Below are 21191 nucleotides of genomic sequence, written 5' to 3' on the forward strand. Positions count from 1 at the left end.
GTTTTTATCAATCTTTAAAATTGTGTTCATCATACCATCATTTATCGACATTAAAAAGACGGCGTGACACCTTCATCAAGCCGTCTGTATGGCGGTCAAGCTGGCTATGGCTGAGTAGATTCATCCGACTCAGGCAGTGGCAGCGGTCCTTTGAGCAGATGCTCATCGATCATCTCATTTTGAGAGTTATGCTCAGCTGACTCTTCGGTGATGTACCACTGACTATTACGGTACAGCGTCAAACGATCACGACCCAAGCCACGCCATAAACAATACATCATCACAAAGACCACAAAGGCAAATGGCAAGCCTGCCACGATCGCTGCCGCTTGTAGTGCACCAAGTCCACCAGCCGCCAACAAAATGGCGGCAATCATGCCTTCTGAAGTCACCCAAAACAGTCGCTGGATTTTTGGTGGGTCGGTCTCACCGCCAGCGGTTAGCGTATCCACCACCAAGCTTGCGCTGTCTGCCGATGTCACAAACCATAGCACAATCATTATCATGATCACAACGATCAAGCCTTTGGTGAATGGATAGTGCTCAATGAGTCTAAAAATGGCACTGCCATAATCAGCCTGAACTGCTTCAACAAACCCATATGACCCTGATAGCTCCATATGAATCGCCACGCCGCCAAAGGTTGTGAACCATAAAAACAACAGCAGCATCGGCACAAACAGCACCCCAAATAAAAACTCACGAATCGTCCGACCCCGAGAGATACGGGCAATAAAAATCCCCACAAATGGCGACCAACTCACCCACCACGCCCAATAAAAGATCGTCCAAGCCGATTGCCAATCTGTATCAACATAAGCTTCATTCCAAAGCCCAAGCGTGATCAGATTGCCTGTATAATTACCAATATTTTCAACAAAGCTATCAAAAATAAACTGTGTCGGACCTGCCAAGATCATAAAAGCAAGCATCACTAATGTTGCTAAAATGGTAATATCGCTTAATCGTTTTACGCCCTTATCAAGCCCTGCCATCACTGACAGCGCCGCACACACCGTAATCCCTGCGATCAGCCCAAGTTTTAGCGTAAGACTTGGTGTGATGCCCCATAGCTGCGCCAAACCTGTCTCAAGCTGCATCACGCCAAGACCCAAAGAAGTCACGACGCCAAACATCGTCCCAAATACCGCCAAAATATCGACCGTATGTCCCCAGCCGCCATAAATACGCTTACCAATCAGCGGAAACAGCACCGAGCGCACAGACAAGGGCAATCCACGGCGATAATGAAAATACGCCAAAGATAACGCCACCACTGCATATACCGCCCACGCATGCAACCCCCAATGCAAAAATGAAATTTGCATGGCTTCAACGGCTGCCTCTACCGTCTCAGGCTCAGCTCTAGGCGGAGCAGCAAAATGATATAAAGGCTCTGCGGTACCCCAATATAAAAGCCCAATCCCAATCCCTGCCGAAAACAGCATCCCAATCCATGAGCCAAAACTGTATTCAGGCACCTCGGTTTGATGCCCAAGCCGAATATCTCCATAACGACTCAATGCCAAATACACGCAAAACACCAAAGCAATATTCATCAAAATTACCAGCCCAAAGCCAAACTTTTGACCGATGAATTGTTGCATTTGCCCAAATACTTGCCCTGCTTGCTCACTGAATATCGTGCCGTATAACATAAACGCTATGACCAAAAAGGCAGAAACGGCAAAGACAGGCACGCTGACCTTCGGAAAAATACCAAATCGGCTGATCTTCACACCTTCATTCATGATTTGCGTGTCATTTTTATGACTCGTTTGATGAGAAGGTGGCTGTGATGCACTCATAAATCCCTCAATTTTCGTAAAATTTTAATGAAATCCATTCAATCGCTTGGTTTGATTTTTAGTTGATAAATGACAAGTCACACAAACACAAGTGGCATAATAAGCCTGCGTTATTTGAACACTTTTAAGCTTTTAAATCTGATCCAAACTTTTTTAAATGACAAAATACGATTAAATATCAATCCGTTGCAGGCATAAGCCTAACAAGAATGATGCTTTATTGCAAATCTGCAGAGACATCCTTGCCCAAGTTTTGAGCGATCTTTGCTCAATTATTACTCAAATAGGTGAATAAAATTTTGTTTTTATTACAGTTTTTTAAGTTTAGTGGGTGTGTTTGGCTTTTGTAATTTTATGATAAAATCTGATTAATCAGCCAAAATTAGCCATTTGATCAATGATCGATAACTAATATTTATGTGTATTACAAAAAATCAAACAGGTTTTTGGCTATAAAAAGTGCTAAAATAGCAACAATTAGCCAAACAAAAAGCTGCCTCGTGCAAGTCAAGCCTAACTCGGGCAAACTCTGTCACCAGGCAGCTCAAAGCCATCAGATAAGGAATTGTTATGCCAATTTATCGCTCAAAAACTTCTACCGCAGGTCGTAATATGGCAGGTGCGCGTGCGCTGTGGCGCGCCACAGGCATGACCGATGGCGATTTTGACAAGCCGATTATCGCCATCGCCAACTCATTTACGCAGTTTGTGCCAGGTCATGTGCATCTAAAAGACCTGGGGCAAATGGTCGCCCGTGAGATCGAAGCGGCAGGCGGTGTTGCCAAGGAATTTAATACCATCGCTGTTGATGATGGGATTGCGATGGGACATGGCGGCATGCTGTATTCGCTGCCAAGCCGTGATTTGATTGCTGATAGTGTTGAATATATGGTCAATGCCCATTGTGCGGACGCATTGGTCTGTATCTCAAACTGCGATAAAATTACCCCAGGCATGTTGATGGCAGCGATGCGTCTAAATATCCCCACCATCTTTGTGTCTGGCGGTCCGATGGAAGCTGGCAAGGTACTCGCTGGCGAAACCAAAGATGGTCACATGGCACACGAAACCATCACCAACGACTCTGGTCAAAAAGTACGCAAACTTGACTTGGTCGATGCGATGATCGATGCGGCAGATGATCTGATCAGCGATGAAGATGTGGCACATGTGGAGCGCTCTGCCTGCCCAACCTGTGGGTCGTGTTCGGGCATGTTTACTGCCAACTCAATGAACTGCCTAACCGAAGCGCTAGGCTTATCTTTGCCTGGTAACGGTTCGTTATTAGCGACGCACGCCAAGCGCAAGGACTTATTCTTAGAAGCAGGTCGAATGATCGTTGAGATCACCAAGCGCTATTATGATAACGATGACAGCTCAGTACTGCCAAGAAGCATCGCCACCAAAGCCGCCTTTGAAAACGCCATGAGCTTAGACATCGCGATGGGCGGCTCGACCAACACGATCTTACACCTTTTGGCAGCAGCCAGTGAAGCAGGCGTGGACTTTAAGATGGCGGACATTGACCGCCTGTCTCGATCAGTGCCCTGCCTATCAAAAGTCGCGCCTGCGACCCAAAAATACCACATGGAAGATGTGCACCGTGCAGGCGGCGTGATGGGCATTTTAGCAGAACTTGACAGAGCCAATCTTTTGGACACCTCTGTGCCAACTGTCCATGCCCCCACCATGGCAGCGGCACTGGCGCGCTGGGATGTAATGAATCCTGATAATACAGAAGCGCGCGAACGCTACATCGCTGCGCCTGGTGGTGTACGCACCACCGAAGCCTTTAGCCAAAATAAAGTTTGGGGCAATCTTGACCTAAACCGAGAATCAGGATGCATCCGCTCAAAAGAGCACGCCTATTCTCAGGACGGCGGTTTGGCGGTATTATTCGGTAATATCGCTGAACGCGGCTGCGTGGTCAAGACTGCAGGTGTTGATGAAAGCATTTTGACTTTCACTGGTCGCGCCAGAGTGTTTGAAAGCCAAGACTCGGCTGTCGAAGCCATCTTAGCCGATCAAATCGTCGCAGGGGATATTGTGATCATCCGCTATGAAGGTCCAAAAGGCGGACCTGGTATGCAAGAGATGCTCTACCCAACTTCTTATCTTAAATCAAAAGGTCTTGGCAAAGCCTGTGCGCTTTTGACCGACGGTCGATTCTCAGGCGGCACCTCAGGCTTATCCATCGGGCACGCCAGCCCTGAAGCCGCCGAAGGGGGCGCGATTGGCTTGGTCGAAGAGTTTGACACCATTCATATCGACATCCCAAATCGCCGCATTCACTTGGATGTCTCTGATGATGTGCTTGCCGAGCGCCGCAGCGCCATGATTGCCAAAGGTAAAAACGCATGGAAACCTGTGAATCGTGAGCGCTATGTCTCTCAAGCGCTGCGCGCCTATGCCGCGATGGCGACCAGTGCAGACACTGGTGCGGTGCGTGATGTCAGTCAAGTAGAATAAGCATTCAAGCATTTAATCACTACAGGAATGACTCAATAAAACCAAATCCTGACTGGATTTGGTTTTATTTTTAGGTGTGACCTTTTTTGTCGGCGTCTATCCGTGTTAAGATACGTTTCTTTAGATGAAGGATGATGATAAACATCAACTTTGCTTTGGCGCAAGGATTTTATCTTGGCTCGTATAAGTGCTCTGCAGCCGCCTAGCACGCTCCTTAAAAAAGCCTTTGCCTTGCTTATAAGCATCTTTAAGGTCTTGACGCAAAGAGTGTATCTCTGATGGCGTCAATGCCATATCTGTGAATTTGTTTTGCAAGGTATCTTGCTTCTGATTCGGTAAATTGTGAGAAATCATAGCCAAATTGCTCCTGCCACCATTGTTCAATTTCTTTGCCTGCTTGTTTGCGAAGCTGTCCAAGCGTGGCTTTGGTAATAGGCAGTTTAGCAGAATTGGGTTTACCATTCAAGGTGCTGGCTAAAATTACTTTGCCACCCTTGCTCTCAATAAAGCCACGCAAATCCGCCAATGTGCCACCTTGGGTAATCACATCATCAACAATCACATAATGATGGCCACTTAATACAACACCATCAAAACTGACACGTTTTAAGAGTCTGCCCACGCCATCAGATGATGTGCGATAAGCACGCTTAGCTTGTACAATATCTAAATCCATATCCACACCAAGCATTTCTGATAAAGCTAAGGCATAAGCCATAGGGATTTTGTTTCGTCCTAGCTGTTCTTCGGCATGAACAGGCACAATACGTACATTATCATAACCTTTAATTGTATGGTGTAATTTTAGTACAAAATCATCTGTTAAGTATTCATCAACCAAAAACAATGCTGAGCTTAATTCCCCAGATTTGGCTTTTTGATAATGTTTGTGCGTTGTGATGGTGTCTTTGGTGTGGGCAATCATCACATTGGGCAAATCCCCCCAATCAGCTCTTTTCACAGTAAGCACTCCATCTTTGATATTGTCTAATTTTATCACAGCACCAAATGCCTTATCAAAAGCTGTTGGCTCTAATACTGCCATCTCACCTAAGGTTAATGGCGTAAAATTACGATCAAGTTGTAGGGCACGAAATCGCTCGATACTTAATCCACCGTCACGAAATAGCCTTGCTCGGCTTCTGCCCAGCACCTCATCTTGATAATTGTTTGGCTGTGATTTGAGCCATTCATAATAGCTTTGATTTTCAACAACACCGTCCATGCTGGCGCGCTGCTTAGGCGCTTGATAGCTATCATAGACAATCTCAAAGCTTGTGCGACAATTAAAATGATAAGGCGGATATACAGCCGTATCTAGGGGCATGAAATTGTCTTCAGAATCTCAAGCCAAGATTTCAGAGACCACATGTGGCTGCGTCGCTGATAAAGCACCTGAAGCGGTCAGCCTGACTGAGCTTAGCACAGCTGCCATTGATCCAAATGCGCGCGCTGAAGTTGCCCAAAAATCGTGCTGCACTCGCTCAGACCCTGCATGCTAGAAACCGTCAATGCCCTGATCATGCCGACCACCACACGCTGATCAATAAAAAACCATCTTAAATTAAGATGGTTTTGGTTTTTAAATGCGCTTTTACTGATTTACAGCCCAATTTCACCGATAAATGGTAAGTGGCGGTATTTTTGATCATAATCCAGACCATAGCCCACAATAAAACGATCTTCAACCTCAAAGCCGCAGAAACTCACCGCCATCGGAATCTCGCGGCGCGATGGCTTACTTACCAAGGTGCAGATTTCAATAGAGTTCGGCTCGCGCGTTTGTAGGATCTCAACCACTTTTGATAAAGTGCGTCCTGAATCGATGATATCCTCAACGATCAGCACATCTTTACCCTTAATCTCGCTGTCCAAATCTTTGATAATCTTGACATCGCCGCTAGATACGGTGGTCTTATTGATATAGCTTGAAACGGTCATAAAGTCAATTTCGTGCAACTTATCAATCTCACGGCACAAATCCGCCATAAAAATTACCGAACCGCGCAACAGACCGACCAATACCAGCTCTTTGTCGCTACCTGCATAGCGCGCGTTGATCTGTGCGCCCAGCTCTCTGACCTTGGCGGCGATTTCTTCGCTTGAAATCATGACATTTAATTGACGTGGTTCGTTCATGACGACTCCTGATAACAATAATTAAAATAATTTAATAAAAGACTGCCGATTGTGTCAAGTCATCCAAAGACTACTGCAGGCTTTTTATTCATAGATTTGCCAAAGCCATCTCAGATAATGCAAATTGTCGCACATCATTGAGCATGGTAGTATCAAAATTATGGATAAACACAAATGCCAAACGGCGACTGGGATCACAAAAAGCAACCGAGCCATTATAGCCCATATGACCATAGCCCTCTGGAACATCCTGCAAGCTAAATACTCGATGAAATCCCATCCGCCAGCGCATATTTGCCGGCATGACCGCGTCATAGCCATCTGTCTGGATTGTGCGCATTTTGGATAATGTATCCGCTCCAATGATCGTGCGCCCTTGCCAGACGCCATCAGCTGCGTGCATGGCATAGATGCGCGCCAAAGCATTGGCAGTTGAGACGCCATTTGCGGCAGGCACGGTGGCTGTCAGCACATCACGGCGATGGTACTCTAGCCCATCTTTGGCATTTGGCATGAGTGCATTTTTATAATTAGCAAGGTTCATGTAAGCCGTATCAAAATATAAGCGATTGATATTGGCAGTGCTGATCGGCTTATCGCCCAATGCCTCACGCCATAAATGACTGGTTGGTAGGTTTGCCAAAGTGTTTAGGACTTGATCACTGTCAGGCTTCAGAACAGGCTTACGGCGAGGGGAGTTTTTGCTGGGCTGTTCATAAAAATAGCGCTCAGGTTTGGCAATTTGATGAACCAAAGCATCATCCACACCAAAATACAGCTCGCCAACCACGCCTAAGGGCTGAGCCAAATACTCATTCAGCGCTTCATTGAGTGTCATGCCGGTGACGCGTTCGATTAGCCCACCAAGCACCCAGCCTGAGACCAGCGCACTATAAGCACTAACATACTGGTGCTCCTCTTGCGACTTAGGAACTTTCGTAGGCATGGCTGCGATGCGCTCTAGCATCCCATCCCAATCAAGCAGTACATCAGCATCCGTCGTCACTGAGCTGATATCAAATAACCCTGCGGTATGCGATAAAATTTGCTTAAGGCGAATATCCTTCTTACCATTTTGGGCAAACTCTTGCCAATAATCGCTCACAGGGGTTTCATAATTCAACAGACCTTGATGGACAAGCGCGGCAACCAAAGTTGCCAGCACCCCTTTACCGATCGAGAAATTCACCGATAAAGTTTGCGATGACCATGGCAACTCTGGCAATGCAAGCCCCGTGGCAGTATTAACCACCTCTTGATCATCTTTATAAATGACCAATGCCCCACCAGCAGGCGCATCATCAAACTGTAGTGCCTTTAGTACCTGTGTAAAGTCTTGTTCAAGCATAGCTGTGATAGATATCAATTTTTATGAACCAAAGCGCTTAAATGAATATAAATCAAGCGCTTAGATGAATCACTCATCATAAATAGGCAAGCGTGCCCACCAAGTGCACTTTTTCGCTGTCTTTGGCATATAGCCCAAATTCGATGCCAAGCTCATCAGGCGTATCGGTCATCAGCTCAATTTTTGATGGCAAAAATACAGGCAATTTAAATGACACATCCACGCGATATGCTGCAGGCAGCTCAAAATGGCGACTCATGGCGGCCAGTGAGCGCGCCTTAGTCCACATACCATGAGCGATCGCCTTGGGGAAGCCAAAAGCACGCGCCGACAGAGGGTGTAAGTGAATCAAGTTAAAATCACCAGAGACAAAGGCGTATCTACGACCGATATCCTCTTCAACATTGATCGCCAAAAACAGCCCCTCATCCGATTTGGCAGGCTTTGAAAAAACAGGCTTAGCAGTCTCTGGCTTGGCAGCTTGTCTTTGCTCTTTGGATTTTTTTTGACGAGATAGGTAAGTGGATACGCCTTCCCAAACCATTTCTTCATCCACCCAGACAGTCGTCACAAAATCAAACTGCTGCCCTTTATCATGCGCACGCAAATTATCCAAGCGCACTGACAGACGCACCGTTTCTGTATCAAAAATCACACGATGCTGAGTGACGCTGTTTTCGACATGCACCAGTCCAAGCATGGCAAAAGGAAAATCTGGCTTTGCCATCATGTTCATTTGCAACGTTTGTGACAGCACTGCAAAATAAGTCGCTGGCACACGCCCATCATCCAAAAAGCCACAAATCTTACGATAGTCGCGCAAGTTATTTTGATCAATGGCAAGCTTATCCACTGTATAGACTGAGCTTGGCAGATCTTTTGCCTTGGTGTCCGAAGACGGCAGTAAGCTTTTGATGACATTGGCGTAGGTCGTGTGCATTTTTGGCAATTCGCTAAAATGTTTGTCCGACATAATTTTTTCCTTCATGACCTATAATGGCTGAATAAATGATAAATTAGCAAGGCATTGGATGGTCAACACCCTCCAATACCAAGCTCGTAAGGCAGGTTAGGCGCCAAGTACGCTTTGACCACAGACACGCACCACATTGCCATTAAGACCGCCAGCCTTAGGTGACAATAGCCAAGCGATGGTTTCTGCCACATCCACAGGCTCACCGCCTTGGCTCATGGAGTTCATGCGGCGACCTGCTTCACGGATGGCAAATGGGATTTGACCTGTCATTTTGGTCTCAATAAAGCCAGGCGCCACCGCATTGATGGTGCGTGCTGAGTCTTCAAATACCTTGGCAGTCGCCTCAACCAGACCAATAACGCCTGCTTTACTCATGGCATAATTTGACTGACCCAAGTTGCCGGCGATGCCTGAAATGGACGATACGCACACGATACGTGCAGCGTCACTCAGCCCATTGTGATTAATCAAATAATCATTCACGCGGTGAATGGCGCCTAAGTTGATGTTCATGACCAAATTCCATTTATCTTCGGTCATCTTAGCCAACGTTTTATCACGAGTAACACCGGCATTATGCACCACGCCATCAAGCACACCGCAAGCACGCACGATCTGCTCACCGGCATCTTCAGCTGTGATGTCCAGCGGCAGCGCATGACCACCAATCTGACCTGCGACTTTTTGTAGATTGGCGAGACTGGCAGGCACATCTAGGCAGTACACCTTGGCGCCATCACGAGCCAGCACCTCTGCGATCGCCTGACCGATGCCACGGCTTGCGCCTGTGACTAGGATTTTTTTGCCTTGAAGAGACTCCCCAGTCTTGGCTACAGCTTTAGTCAAATAAATCGGCTGACCTGAGACATAGGCAGATTTGGCTGACATAAAAAATTCAAGCGTATGGGCAAGCTCGCTTTCAGCGCCCTTTTGCACATAAATCACTTGTGCAGTGATACCACGCTTAAATTCTTTGGCGATAGATTTGACAAAGCCAAGCACCGCACGCTGCGCCAAGCTAAAGCCAATGTCATCACCTGTGCAGCAGTCAGGACGCGCAATCACAAGGACTCTGCCCGACGCCTTGATACGGCGAGCGATCGGATGAAAAAAATCATACACTTGCTTAAGCTCATCAGTGCTTTTGATGTTGGTTGCATCAAAGATCGCCACCTTAAAACGAGCATTGTCATCTTTTAGGCGATCGCTGAGCGAAGTGGTTTTTAGGTTGGTGAAAGTGGCATCGGTATTGACTTTGGCTTCATAACCACCCAAAATCTCAGCCAATGCACTCTGCACAGCCGTATCTTCACCGCTTGCGACACCCAAGGCAACTTCGCCGCGCACCACAGGCTGACCTGATTCATAACGGTCAAGCTTCATCGGCATCGGCAAGCCTAAATTTTTGGCAACTTTTTTACCTAAAGGTGATTGAACCAATTCTCCATAACGATCGCTCATCAGCAGACTCCTAATTTTAATGTTTAATGAATGATTTCATCGCTTAGTCACGGTGGCACATTGTGCTCACAGCGTAACGAAACGATGAAATATGACAATTTATTGTACCATAAAATCATGAATTTGAAGAAATCGGTACAAACTTAATACTCAAAAACTGCCATTTATTTATATTTGGTTATACAAAATATTTTTTGTATAATAATTTGTAATTAAAACCCGAAAATTTCCCACAGGGCGCGCTAATAATGCTAAGCTAAGCCATGAATTGCTCAAGCTTCGATATGATTCGGCTTTTCATTTTTATTAACGATATTAAGGATATTTTATGAGCTTAAATAAAGTTGCCGTTTTGGGCGGTAATCGCATTCCTTTTGCACGCAGTAATGGCGTATATGCTGATGCCAGTAACACAGACATGCTGACCGCTGCTTTAGATGGTTTGGTCGCGCGTTTTGATTTGGCAGGTAAAGAAATTGGTGAAGTCGTGGCAGGTACTGTGCTTAAGCACAGCCGAGACCTAAACCTCACTCGTGAAGCGGTACTTAATACCGATCTGCCTGCGACGACGCCTGCCTACGATCTGTCTCAGGCGTGTGGCACTGGACTACAAGCAGCGTTTGCGGTGGCGAATAAAATCGCGCTTGGTCTGATCGACAGCGGCATTGCAGGGGGTACCGATACCACATCTGATGCACCGATTGAGCTGGGTGATGGTCTGCGTAAGCCGCTACTTCGCTTAGGTAATGCCAAAACTGCCAAACAACGCTTATCTGCAATCAGCACAATCAATCCAAAAGATTTATTAGCTTTTCCTCAAAATGGTGAGCCGCGCACTCGTTTATCGATGGGTGAGCATCAAGCCATCACCGCCCTTGAGTGGAACATTAGCCGCGCTGATCAAGATGAACTTGCCTATAAAAGCCATCAAAACTTGGCGCGCGCATACGAATCAGGCTTTTTTGATGATTTGATCACACCATACAAAGGCTTGACCAAAGATAACAATCTGCGTCCTGATACCACACTTGAAAAATTAGCAACCCTAAAACCTGCCTTCGGCAAGAAAAACGCCAACCCAACCATGACCGCGGGCAACTCTACGCCACTGACCGATGGCGCCTCTGCGGTACTGCTATCAAATGAAGCATGGGCAAAAGAACATGGCTATGAGCCGCTTGCTTATATCACTCATCAGCAAACAGCGGCAGTGGACTTTATCGGTAAAGAAGGTTTGACCGAAGGTCTATTGATGGCACCTGCTTATGCAGTGCCTAAGATGTTGGCACGTGCAGGTTTGACTTTGCAAGATTTTGATTTTTATGAAATCCATGAAGCCTTTGCCTCTCAAGTGCTGTCAACTCTAGCCGCTTGGGAAGATGAGACTTTCTGTAAAACTCGCTTAGGCTTAGATGCGCCACTGGGCAGCATCGATCGCAGCAAGCTCAATGTCAATGGCTCAAGCTTAGCGGCAGGTCATCCATTTGCAGCGACAGGTGGACGCATCTTAGTAACTGCCGCCAAACTACTGGCTCAAAAAGGCTCAGGCAGAGCGCTGATCTCTATCTGTGCTGCTGGCGGTCAAGGCGTCGTGTGTATCTTAGAAAGATGATTGATTAATATTCAGATAAACCCCCATTATCTTACTGGATAATGGGGGTTTATTGATAAAAAATTGATCTAATAAACCATGATTTCATAGCGATTTTAAACAATCTTACTCAAGCACATCCATCTGCGCCACCTTGTCTGAGATAATCCGCCCTTTACTGGTGCGCTGGATATAGCCTTGCTGCAACAAATATGGCTCAATCACATCCTCAAGCGTTCCGCGATCCTCAGCCATCGCCGCCGCCAGAGCCTCCACGCCTGCAGGACCGCCATGAAATCTTTGGGACAGCACCGCCAAATAACGGCGATCCAGCTGATCTAGCCCTTGCTTATCCACAGCCAACATATCCAGTGCCGCAGAAGCAATATCTGCCGTCGCCACACCATTACCCTTGATCTCAGCATAGTCGCGCACGCGTCTTAGCAAGCGATTGGCAATGCGCGGCGTCCCCCGACTGCGATGCGCCACTTCTAACGCCCCACCGTCATCCATCAAAACCCCCAACAGTCTGGCTGAACGCTTGACGATCGTGGTCAAATCCTCAACATTATAAAATTCAAGTCTTTGGACAATTCCAAAGCGGTCAAATAAAGGTGCCGACAAAAGCCCTGCGCGTGTGGTGGCAGCCACCAAAGTAAAGGGCGGCAAATCCAGCTTAATCGATCGAGCAGCAGGACCCTCACCGATCATAATATCCAGCTGATAATCCTCCATCGCAGGGTATAATATCTCCTCAATCACAGGGCTGAGCCGATGAATCTCATCAATAAACAGTACATCGCCCGCCTCAAGATTGGTTAAGATCGCCGCCAAATCCCCTGCTCGCTCAAGCACAGGTCCTGAAGTTGAGCGCAAATTACCACCCATCTCGCGCGCGATGATATTTGCCAAAGTGGTCTTACCCAAGCCTGGCGGACCAAAAATCAGCGTATGATCCAGCGCCTCTCCGCGCGCTCTGGCAGCAGGAATAAAGACCTGCATCTGCTCACGCACTTTGGGCTGTCCGATGTATTCATCCAAGCTGCCAGGACGAATGGCTCGGTCGGCGGCGTCGTCTTTTTTGGCATTTGGGTCAATTAAGCGATTTTCTAACATAATTTTTATTTTAAATGAGAATATAAAAGCCTATTTTAGCACAAATCCTTATCCAAAACCGATCCACCAAAATGTCAAAAATCAGGCATTTTTATCAAAAAATTGAAAAATAAGCGCATCAAGCGAAAGAAATCTCCCCAACTTTTGCCAATGTGTTACCAGATCGGGCGATATGCTACAATACACATACATATTGTGTGGGATTTTTTTACTAAAAAAACTTATCATAGGCACTTATCATAAGCCAGCCCAAAATTGATTGATTTGATAATGAAAGTGCTTTTTAAAGCCCCTCTTATGACGATAACGCCTCGGCTTGAGGTCGCAGCGCTACGAGATAACGATCGTTTGTTTTTGAGCTGCGTTCAAAGTAGTGCTCATAGACTTGGGATGATGCTCTTTGTGATGCTAAGTTTGGGTGTGTGCGCTGCTGCGTCGGCAAATAATACCACGCCTCGCTATCAGCGCATCTCAAGTCCTCAAGCCGTCAGCACTCAAGAGATTTATCTGACAGCGACACAGTATGAGTTGGCATTGATTCAAGTTCTCTCCGAGATTTGCCCACCTGTGCTCAATGCTCGCCAAAAAGCCAATTTTAATCGTGCCTATGACAGACAGCTGCGCATTTTTATGCCGCGGTCAGCCGATCCTTACCAAAGCTTAAGACAGCTGAGCACTCAGCGTGAGTATCGCATGGTTTTGCATAATGTGCGTGCCTGGACAGCCAGTTTTCCCGCCAGTGAAAATCGAGCGCTTTGTTATGAGTTCGCTGCGTCTGCTTAAGAAGTCGCCCCACTGTTCTTAATTTGATATAATCACCAAAACACGCTAAGATTTGAGGGCTTTTATGTATACTTTTAATCGTCAATTTCCCCATACTCGCCTGCGCCGACTACGCGTCTCTGATGGCATTCGTGAGATGGTGCGTGAGACGCATCTGGCGCCTTGTCATCTGATAGCGCCTGTCTTTGTCATCGAAGGCATGAGCCAAAAGCAGCCCATTGGCAGTATGCCCAATGTCTATCGCTACTCGATTGATTTGTTGATTGATTATGTGCGTGATTTGTATGCTGCTGGCGTGCGCATGATTGATATTTTTCCTGTCATTGACCCTAAGCTAAAAACTGTCGATGGTCAAGATGCCTATCACGCTGACACTCTCGCTGTGCGTGCGGTGCGCGCCATCAAAGACGCGGTGCCACAGATGATCGTGATGACGGATGTTGCGCTTGATCCTTATACCACACATGGTCAAGACGGCATCATCGATGAGTCAGGCTATGTCATTAATGATATCACCACCGAAGCGTTGGTTAAGCAGACCTTAGCACACGCACAGGCCGGCGCCGACATCATCTCTCCCAGTGATATGATGGATGGACGCATCAAAGCGATGAGACGGGCGCTAGAAGATGGCGGCTATGTCAATACTGCCATCATGGCGTACTCTGCCAAATATGCTTCGGCATATTATGGACCATTTCGTGATGCCGTCGGTTCATCAGGGAATTTAAAAGGTCATAAAAAACAATACCAGATGGATCCTGCCAATCGTGCAGAAGCCCTACACGAAGTCGCGCTAGACATCCAAGAAGGCGCGGACATGGTGATGGTCAAACCAGGACAGCCGTATTTGGATGTCGTCCGCGAAGTCAAAGATACCTTTGGTGTACCGACTTATGCCTATCAAGTCTCAGGTGAGTACGCCATGCATATGGCAGCCATCCAAAATGGCTGGCTTACCGATGCGGTCATCTTAGAAAGTCTGATAGGCTTTCGCCGTGCTGGCTGCGACGGCATTTTGACATATTTTGCGCTCGATGCCGCCCGTATGCTAACTGACTGATCTCACCCAATATGATCTTAAAATCGCTTCAGCGCCACTGAAGCGATTTTTATTTATATGCAATTTATTCATAATCAGTATGCAAAAGATAAGTTTGATATCACCTGAAAATTTTTCATGTAATCGGCTGGGTTTCGCCTACCGCAAGTCCAAAAATCATGCTAGAATAACTAAAATTTACCAAGCAATCGTGATATTTGGCGGCGAGAATGGCAACTGCTAACGCCAATCAAATCCGCCAAATTGACCCAATTATGATGGATATATTATGACTTCAGCAACCCGAGATCAAAAAGTGGATGACACCGCTTTTAGCACCAATGCCGACCTACAAAAACAACAATTTGAGCAAGCGGCGCTACATTATCATGAGCATCCACGCCCAGGTAAAATCTCCGTCACTCCCACCAAAAAAATCGCCAACCAGCGCGACCTTGCTTTGGCTTATTCGCCTGGTGTTGCTGTGCCTTGTATCGAAATCGAAAAAGACCCGAAACTTGCCGCCAAATACACCGCGCGCAATAACTTAGTGGGCGTCATCACCAACGGTACGGCGGTACTGGGCTTGGGTAATATCGGTGCGCTCGCCTCAAAGCCTGTGATGGAAGGCAAAGGAGTCTTGTTCAAAAAATTTGCTGGCATCGATGTTTTTGATATTGAAATCAATCAAAACGATCCTGATAAGTTCATCGAAGCTGTAGCAAGCCTTGAGCCTACTTTTGGCGGTATCAACCTAGAAGATATCAAAGCACCTGAGTGCTTTAAGATCGAGCGCGAGTTACGTGAGCGCATGAATATTCCTGTGTTTCATGATGATCAACACGGCACCGCGATCATCGCCGCCGCTGCTTTATTAAATGCCCTAAAATTGGTGAATAAAGACATCGCCAACATCAAAGTGGTCTGCTCAGGTGCAGGTGCAGCAGCGATCAGCTGTCTTGAGCTGATCATTGCGCTGGGCGTCAGCCGCTCAAATATCTATGTGCTTGATTCGCGCGGCGTCATTACCACGCGCCGTGATAATCTAGATGCCTCAAAGCAGCTCTTTGCCCAAGATACTGATGCCACCACTTTGGATCAAGTGATTGATGATGCTGACTTTTTCTTAGGTCTGTCAGGTCCAGGTATTTTAACCCAAGACATGGTTAAGCGCATGGCGACAGACCCGATCATCTTTGCGCTAGCAAACCCAACGCCTGAGATCATGCCAGAGCTGGCTCACGCTGCCCGCCCTGATGTCATCATGGCGACAGGTCGCTCAGATTATCCCAACCAGGTCAATAATGCTCTGTGCTTCCCGTACATCTTCCGCGGCGCGCTAGATGTAGGTGCCACCATCGTAAACGAAGAAATGAAGATCGCGTGTGTGCATGCCATCGCTGCTATGGCTCACACTGAAGTGTCACTCTCCGAAACCGATAAGGGCACTGAAAACAAGCAGTTTGGCCGTGAGTATCTGATCCCTGGTCCACTTGAACCGAATTTAATTCTTAACATCGCTCCTGCTGTCGCAAAAGCTGCCATGGATTCTGGCGTGGCAACCCTGCCCATCGAAGACTTTGATGCGTATCGCCAAACGCTGTCTGAGTTTGTCTATAATTCAGCCTTGGCGATGAAGCCTGTCTTTACCCAAGCCAAGCAATCACCAAAACGCATCGTCTATGCCGAAGGCGAAGATGCTAATGTTTTACGTGCAGTGCAGGTTGTTGTCGATGAAAATATGGCAAAACCGATCGTCATCGGTCGCCCTGATGTTATCGCAGCCAAAATCAAAGAGCTGGGTTTACGCTTGACTTTGGGTGAAAATGTTGAAGTGGTTGATATCAACAACAATCCAAAATATGAGCAATACTGGCAACACTACCACCAAGCTAACCATCGCTTGGGTGTGTCTGCTGAACTCGCTCGCCGTGATATGCGCCGCAAAAGCTCGCTACTAGGCGCGATGATGGTTGAGCAAGGCGATGCCGACGGTCTATTGTGCGGTACGTTTGGTTATTATGACCTACACTTAAACTATGTCCGCCGCGTGATCGGTAAGCGCGAAGGCGTAAGCGACTACTACGCCATGAGCGGTGTCATTCTCCAAGATCGTACGCTGTTCATTGCAGATCCTTATATTCACGAAGATCCAACGGCAGAGCAGATCGCCGAGATGACTGTGTTAGCAGCCCAAAGCGTGCGCCGATTTGGTGTTGAGCCACGTGTTGCGCTGCTGTCGCACTCTGATTTTGGTACTTCTCAGCGCACCTCAGCAGTCAAGATGCGTGAAGCTTATCAGATCCTGCGTGGCATGAATGTAGATTTTGAGTTTGATGGTGAGATGCATGGTGACGCTGCTTTAGATGTACGCGTCCGCGAACAAAGCCATCCGTTTAGCACCCTGCAAGGCTCAGCCAACCTATTGATCATGCCGACACTGGATGCAGCACACATCACCTTTAACTTGCTTAAGTCAAGCAGTGGCGGCTCAGCCATCGGTCCGATCCTGCTAGGTGCCGATAAGCCTGTGCATATCCTGGTACCTGCATCGACAGCGCGCCGTATCGTCAATATGACCGCCGTCGTCGTCACAGACGCCCAAAAAGCAGATGCCTAAACTGCCTCACACCAAAATGCCAGCTGATTTGCTGGCATTTTTATTGGATTTTTGGAAAATTATTGCTATATTTAATTTTTTCGTCTTTATAAGGATTATCCATGCAAGTATATTTGGTTGGTGGTGCTGTGCGTGATGGCGTGCTTGGATTACCCGTCAAGGATAAAGATTTTATGGTTGTGGGTGCCACGCCTCAGATGCTACTTGATCTGGGTTTTATACAAGTTGGGGCGGATTTTCCTGTATTTTTACATCCAAAGACGCAGGCAGAGTACGCTTTAGCCCGCATTGAAAGAAAGTCAGGTACAGGGCACACAGCTTTTAAGGTGCATGCTGACCCAAGCGTCAGTCTTGAGGAGGACTTGATTCGACGGGATTTGACCATCAATGCACTGGCGATAGAGGTCAAAGACCTGTTCGATGATACACCCATGACAGGTGAAGTGCTTGATTTTTATGGCGGGCTAAAAGATGTCCAAGATCGCACCCTTCGGCATGTCTCACCTGCCTTTAGTGAAGATCCGCTCAGAGTTTTGCGTGTGGCAAGATTCTTTGCCCGCTTTGCACCACTTGGCTTTAGTATTCATGATAGCACCGCCGCCCTCATGCAGACGATCGCAAGCTCAGGCGAGATGAGCAGCTTGAGCCGTGAGCGGCTGTACTCTGAATTTGCCAGAGCACTGATGGAAAATCAAGGCGACCAGTTCATTCGCTGCCTGCATGACCTTGATATTTTATCATCCGTGCTACCTGCACTCTCTCAGCATTTTATCAATTTCGATAATTATCAAGCCGCTATGACGCGCCTGACAAAAGCATGCCAGCTTAATTTGCCACTTGCTTCACGGCTGGCGGTACTTTTAAATGATTTGCCAGCAACAGATGTGGCAGATTGTCTGACACGGCTTAATGCGCCAAAGCACATCTGCCAATTTGTAACAGCTTTTCAAAACCTGCATGATACGCTCATCGCTCTGCCAGCGATTGACAGTAAAGCGCTGCTGACTTTGATCGAACGCACGCAAGCGCACAAAGACAGCGCCCAGCTCATACAGCTTTATGATACTTGCCATGCATATCAAGGTAGTCCTTTGACCCATCCCAAGCAGTGGCTATTTGACGCCATCGCGCGCTATCAAAGCGTGACGATTGCTGACATTGATCCTGCCTTGACAGGCAAAGCCATCGGCGATGAGCTATCACGCCTGCGTGCCCAAGCCTTGCATGGGCTTTTGGGGAATTTTCAAATGGCATCTGCACTGACCGATTTTTAAATATGACAATCATCAAGGAATCGACATGACCAAAATTGCTCTGATCACAGGCGGTGCAAAACGTATTGGTGCTGCCATCACGCGCCTTTTGCACCAAGAAGGATTTAATGTCATCATTCATTATCACCAAAGCCAAGCCCAAGCAGCTGCATTAAATGATGAGCTAAACCGCTTGCGCCCTGATTCAGCCGCCATCATTTGTGCTGATTTGAATATCGTTAATCATCCCAACGATTTATCACACTTTGCCGAGCAATGCGCTAGGCGGTTTGGACGGATTGATGCACTCATCCATAATGCGTCCAGTTTTTATCCCAATGATTTGGGTGATACACATGACGCTTTGCTTGCAGCGTGGGAAGATTTGTTATTAACGAACGCCAAAGCACCGCTTTTTTTGACTCATGCGCTACTACCTAAGCTCAAAGCCGCCCAAGGCTGCATTGTAAGCTTGCTTGATATTCATGCCGACGCCAAGCCTTTTGTTGGATATCCAATCTATAATATGGCAAAATCTGCGCATCAAATGATGGTGCAGAGCTTAGCGCTTGAGCTTGCCCCAGGCATTCGGATTAATGGGGTCGCACCTGGGGCGAATATTTTCCCCGACAGCCACAATCCCCAATTAAACCACCAAACCAAAGCCGCCATCAGTGCATCCATCCCGCTTGAACGGATCGGCACGCCAGATGATATCGCACAAGCTGTGTTATTTTTGATTCAAAGCAGCTATATCACTGGTCAAATTCTTGCTGTGGATGGCGGTCGCAGCCTGACCTTAAAGGGCGGCTGATGTCTAGCCTTGGGATATTTGCCTTAAAGTTAAGATAAGATTTTTAACAATTCACTGCCAAAATAACGCAAAAAATTGCTGACAAATTAAAGATTTTAGGCTAAAATTCACACGTTCTTACATGGTTATCAGTTTGCCGTTACATTTGGTCAAATTGGTAGCCTCTTTATTTTGTTTAACCCTTAAATTTTCGGAGCAGATAGCCTAATCGAACAGTCGCCAAATCCTTTGGCACGATGAAGCTTAGTTCCCTTTTGTGTTCGCTGCATTTATGCACACTTAAAAGGAATACCATCGTTGAATACTTCTCCCACTTCAAATGTCGCTCGTCTACAGCGAAACCTTGGTTTATGGCATGTAATCATTATCGGTCTTGCCTACATTCAGCCCATGACCTTGCTTGATACCTTTGGTATGGTATCTCGTGATAGCGGCGGTCATGTGCCTATGTCGTATATTTTTGCTTTGATTGCGATTTTGTTGACTTCGGTGAGTTACGGTCATATGATTCGTGCTTATCCTTCATCAGGTTCTGCTTATACTTATACCCAAAAATCTATTAACCCATCAATGGGCTTTATGGTGGGTTGGTCAAGTTGGCTTGACTATTTGCTATCGCCACTGGTGAATATCATTTTGGCGGTGATTTATTTAGAAGCGCTTTTCCCTGCAGTTAATCACTGGGTATGGGTCATCGGCTTGACAGCGATCATGACTGGCGTCAATTTATTTGGCTCAAAGGTTGTGGCGTATTTTAACAGCTGGATCGTCTTTGTGCAGTTAGCGGTGATTGCCGTTTTTGTATTCTTGACTTATGATGCGCTATCAGCAGGACAAAATGCCGATGGCATCATCAGCCCTGAAAACGCCTATCATCTGTGGAGCATGGCACCATTTTGGGACAGCATGACTTCGGTGGGCGCGCTGATCACTGGTGCGACGATCTTGTGTTTTTCTTTCACAGGGTTTGATGCGCTCTCAACACTTGCTGAAGAAACCAAAGATGCCAAACGCGTTTTGCCAAAAGCGATGATTTTGACCACCTTAATCGCTGGTATCGTGTTCATCATCAGCACCTATTTCATGCAGCTGTACTTCCCAAATCATCCAGAAACCTATTTTAAATTGGTGGATGAAACGCAGCCTGAAATCCTAGAAGCTGTCGGCGGCGCGGTCTTTAAGGCGGTTGTGCTTGGCTTTGCAATCGTGACGGTTATGGCTTCGGGCATCTCGGCTCATGCAGGCGTCTCTCGCTTGATGTACGTGATGGGTCGTGATGGCGTGATTAGTAAAGACATTTTTGGTAAAATTCACCCTACATTATTTACGCCTGTCAATAACATTTTGATCGCAGGTGCTGTTGCCTTGACTGCTGGATTTGTGACACTTGAGTCGGTGGTGAACCTGATCAGCTTCGGTGCCTTGACTGCATTTAGCTTTGTGAATATTTCTGTGCTATTCCATTATGTCTTTAGAAATAAACACGTGCATAATGCACAAGATGTCTTAAGCTATATCATCGTACCAACCGCTGGCTTTATCAGTGTGTTCTTGATGTGGCTAGAAGTTGACGCGCTGACCTTTAAAGTAGGTCTGTTCTGGGCGGCAATGGGCTTTATTTGGCTTGGTATCAAGACGCGCGGCTTTAAAGCACCTGTACCACAGTTCAGAGAAGAAGACGTTTAATACTTTGAACATAAAAATATCCCAAAGACTTTTGGGATATTTTTTTATCTTTGTATGAGCCAAATCATCATCTTTTGGTCTTCAT

At 46.7% G+C, this 21191-nt stretch carries 16 protein-coding genes; 9 read left to right on the forward strand and 7 right to left on the reverse strand.

Annotation, left to right across the window (positions count from 1 at the left end):
• Positions 1-104: 104 nt before the first annotated feature.
• Positions 105-1808: a BCCT family transporter gene (locus B0180_RS01035; RefSeq protein WP_078255269.1), complete on the reverse strand. Its 1704-nt coding sequence runs from the start codon at positions 1806-1808 to the stop codon at positions 105-107.
• Between the two features lie 570 nt (positions 1809-2378).
• On the opposite strand from B0180_RS01035, the gene ilvD reads away from it, so the two are divergent.
• Positions 2379-4277 (forward strand): dihydroxy-acid dehydratase, encoded by a 1899-nt coding sequence (gene ilvD, locus B0180_RS01040; protein ID WP_078255270.1) that lies wholly within the window; start codon positions 2379-2381, stop codon positions 4275-4277.
• Positions 4278-4524: 247 nt separating this feature from the next.
• Here ilvD and B0180_RS01045 read toward each other — a convergent pair whose 3' ends face one another.
• Complete coding sequence (locus tag B0180_RS01045; RefSeq protein WP_233424884.1) at positions 4525-5604, reverse strand: phosphoribosyltransferase; 1080 nt, start codon at positions 5602-5604, stop codon at positions 4525-4527.
• Between B0180_RS01045 and B0180_RS01050 the strand changes: the two genes are divergently transcribed.
• Positions 5603-5779 (forward strand): hypothetical protein, encoded by a 177-nt coding sequence (locus tag B0180_RS01050; protein ID WP_233424885.1) that lies wholly within the window; start codon positions 5603-5605, stop codon positions 5777-5779. The two genes, B0180_RS01045 and B0180_RS01050, sit on opposite strands and share 2 nt — an antisense overlap.
• A 100-nt stretch (positions 5780-5879) precedes the next feature.
• On the opposite strand, the gene hpt is transcribed toward B0180_RS01050, so the two are convergent.
• From hpt to B0180_RS01070, 4 genes are all read right to left on the reverse strand, one after another.
• A complete protein-coding gene (gene hpt, locus B0180_RS01055) occupies positions 5880-6416 on the reverse strand; it encodes a hypoxanthine phosphoribosyltransferase (protein WP_078255271.1) in 537 nt (178 codons plus the stop codon).
• An 88-nt stretch (positions 6417-6504) separates the two neighbouring features.
• Positions 6505-7764 carry a serine hydrolase domain-containing protein gene (locus B0180_RS01060; protein ID WP_078255272.1) on the reverse strand — a complete coding sequence of 420 codons (1260 nt, stop codon included), beginning with the start codon at positions 7762-7764 and terminating at the stop codon, positions 6505-6507.
• Between the two features lie 76 nt (positions 7765-7840).
• Positions 7841-8737 (reverse strand): MaoC family dehydratase, encoded by an 897-nt coding sequence (locus B0180_RS01065; RefSeq protein ID WP_078255273.1) that lies wholly within the window; start codon positions 8735-8737, stop codon positions 7841-7843.
• A 96-nt stretch (positions 8738-8833) separates the two neighbouring features.
• Positions 8834-10201, reverse strand: a complete 1368-nt coding sequence (locus B0180_RS01070) for a 3-oxoacyl-ACP reductase (protein ID WP_078255274.1) — start codon at positions 10199-10201, stop codon at positions 8834-8836.
• A gap of 328 nt (positions 10202-10529) precedes the next feature.
• Between B0180_RS01070 and B0180_RS01075 the strand changes: the two genes are divergently transcribed.
• Positions 10530-11813: an acetyl-CoA C-acetyltransferase gene (locus tag B0180_RS01075; protein ID WP_078255275.1), complete on the forward strand. Its 1284-nt coding sequence runs from the start codon at positions 10530-10532 to the stop codon at positions 11811-11813.
• 105 nt (positions 11814-11918) lie between these two features.
• Here B0180_RS01075 and ruvB read toward each other — a convergent pair whose 3' ends face one another.
• Entirely contained in the window at positions 11919-12908 is a 990-nt protein-coding gene (gene ruvB, locus B0180_RS01080; RefSeq protein ID WP_078255276.1) for a Holliday junction branch migration DNA helicase RuvB, read from the reverse strand.
• Between the two features lie 297 nt (positions 12909-13205).
• On the opposite strand from ruvB, the gene B0180_RS01085 reads away from it, so the two are divergent.
• The 6 genes from B0180_RS01085 to B0180_RS01110 all read left to right on the forward strand — a co-directional run bounded on the left by B0180_RS01085 (position 13206) and on the right by B0180_RS01110 (position 21106).
• Positions 13206-13691: an MCR_0457 family protein gene (locus B0180_RS01085; RefSeq protein WP_233424886.1), complete on the forward strand. Its 486-nt coding sequence runs from the start codon at positions 13206-13208 to the stop codon at positions 13689-13691.
• Positions 13692-13755: 64 nt separating this feature from the next.
• The gene (gene hemB, locus B0180_RS01090) at positions 13756-14754 is read left to right on the forward strand and encodes a porphobilinogen synthase (RefSeq protein ID WP_078255278.1); all 999 of its coding nucleotides are present in this window, start codon (positions 13756-13758) and stop codon (positions 14752-14754) included.
• 268 nt (positions 14755-15022) lie between these two features.
• Positions 15023-17353, forward strand: a complete 2331-nt coding sequence (locus B0180_RS01095) for an NADP-dependent malic enzyme (protein ID WP_078255279.1) — start codon at positions 15023-15025, stop codon at positions 17351-17353.
• A gap of 101 nt (positions 17354-17454) precedes the next feature.
• Positions 17455-18627, forward strand: a complete 1173-nt coding sequence (locus tag B0180_RS01100; protein WP_078255280.1) for a tRNA nucleotidyltransferase/poly(A) polymerase-related protein — start codon at positions 17455-17457, stop codon at positions 18625-18627.
• A 25-nt stretch (positions 18628-18652) separates the two neighbouring features.
• Positions 18653-19420, forward strand: coding sequence for a pteridine reductase (locus tag B0180_RS01105; RefSeq protein WP_078255281.1), 768 nt, complete (start codon positions 18653-18655; stop codon positions 19418-19420).
• Positions 19421-19717: 297 nt separating this feature from the next.
• Positions 19718-21106, forward strand: a complete 1389-nt coding sequence (locus B0180_RS01110) for an APC family permease (protein WP_078255282.1) — start codon at positions 19718-19720, stop codon at positions 21104-21106.
• Positions 21107-21191: the final 85 nt, after the last annotated feature.

Origin of the sequence: Moraxella canis (assembly GCF_002014965.1) — a bacterium.
GTDB lineage: Bacteria > Pseudomonadota > Gammaproteobacteria > Pseudomonadales > Moraxellaceae > Moraxella > Moraxella canis.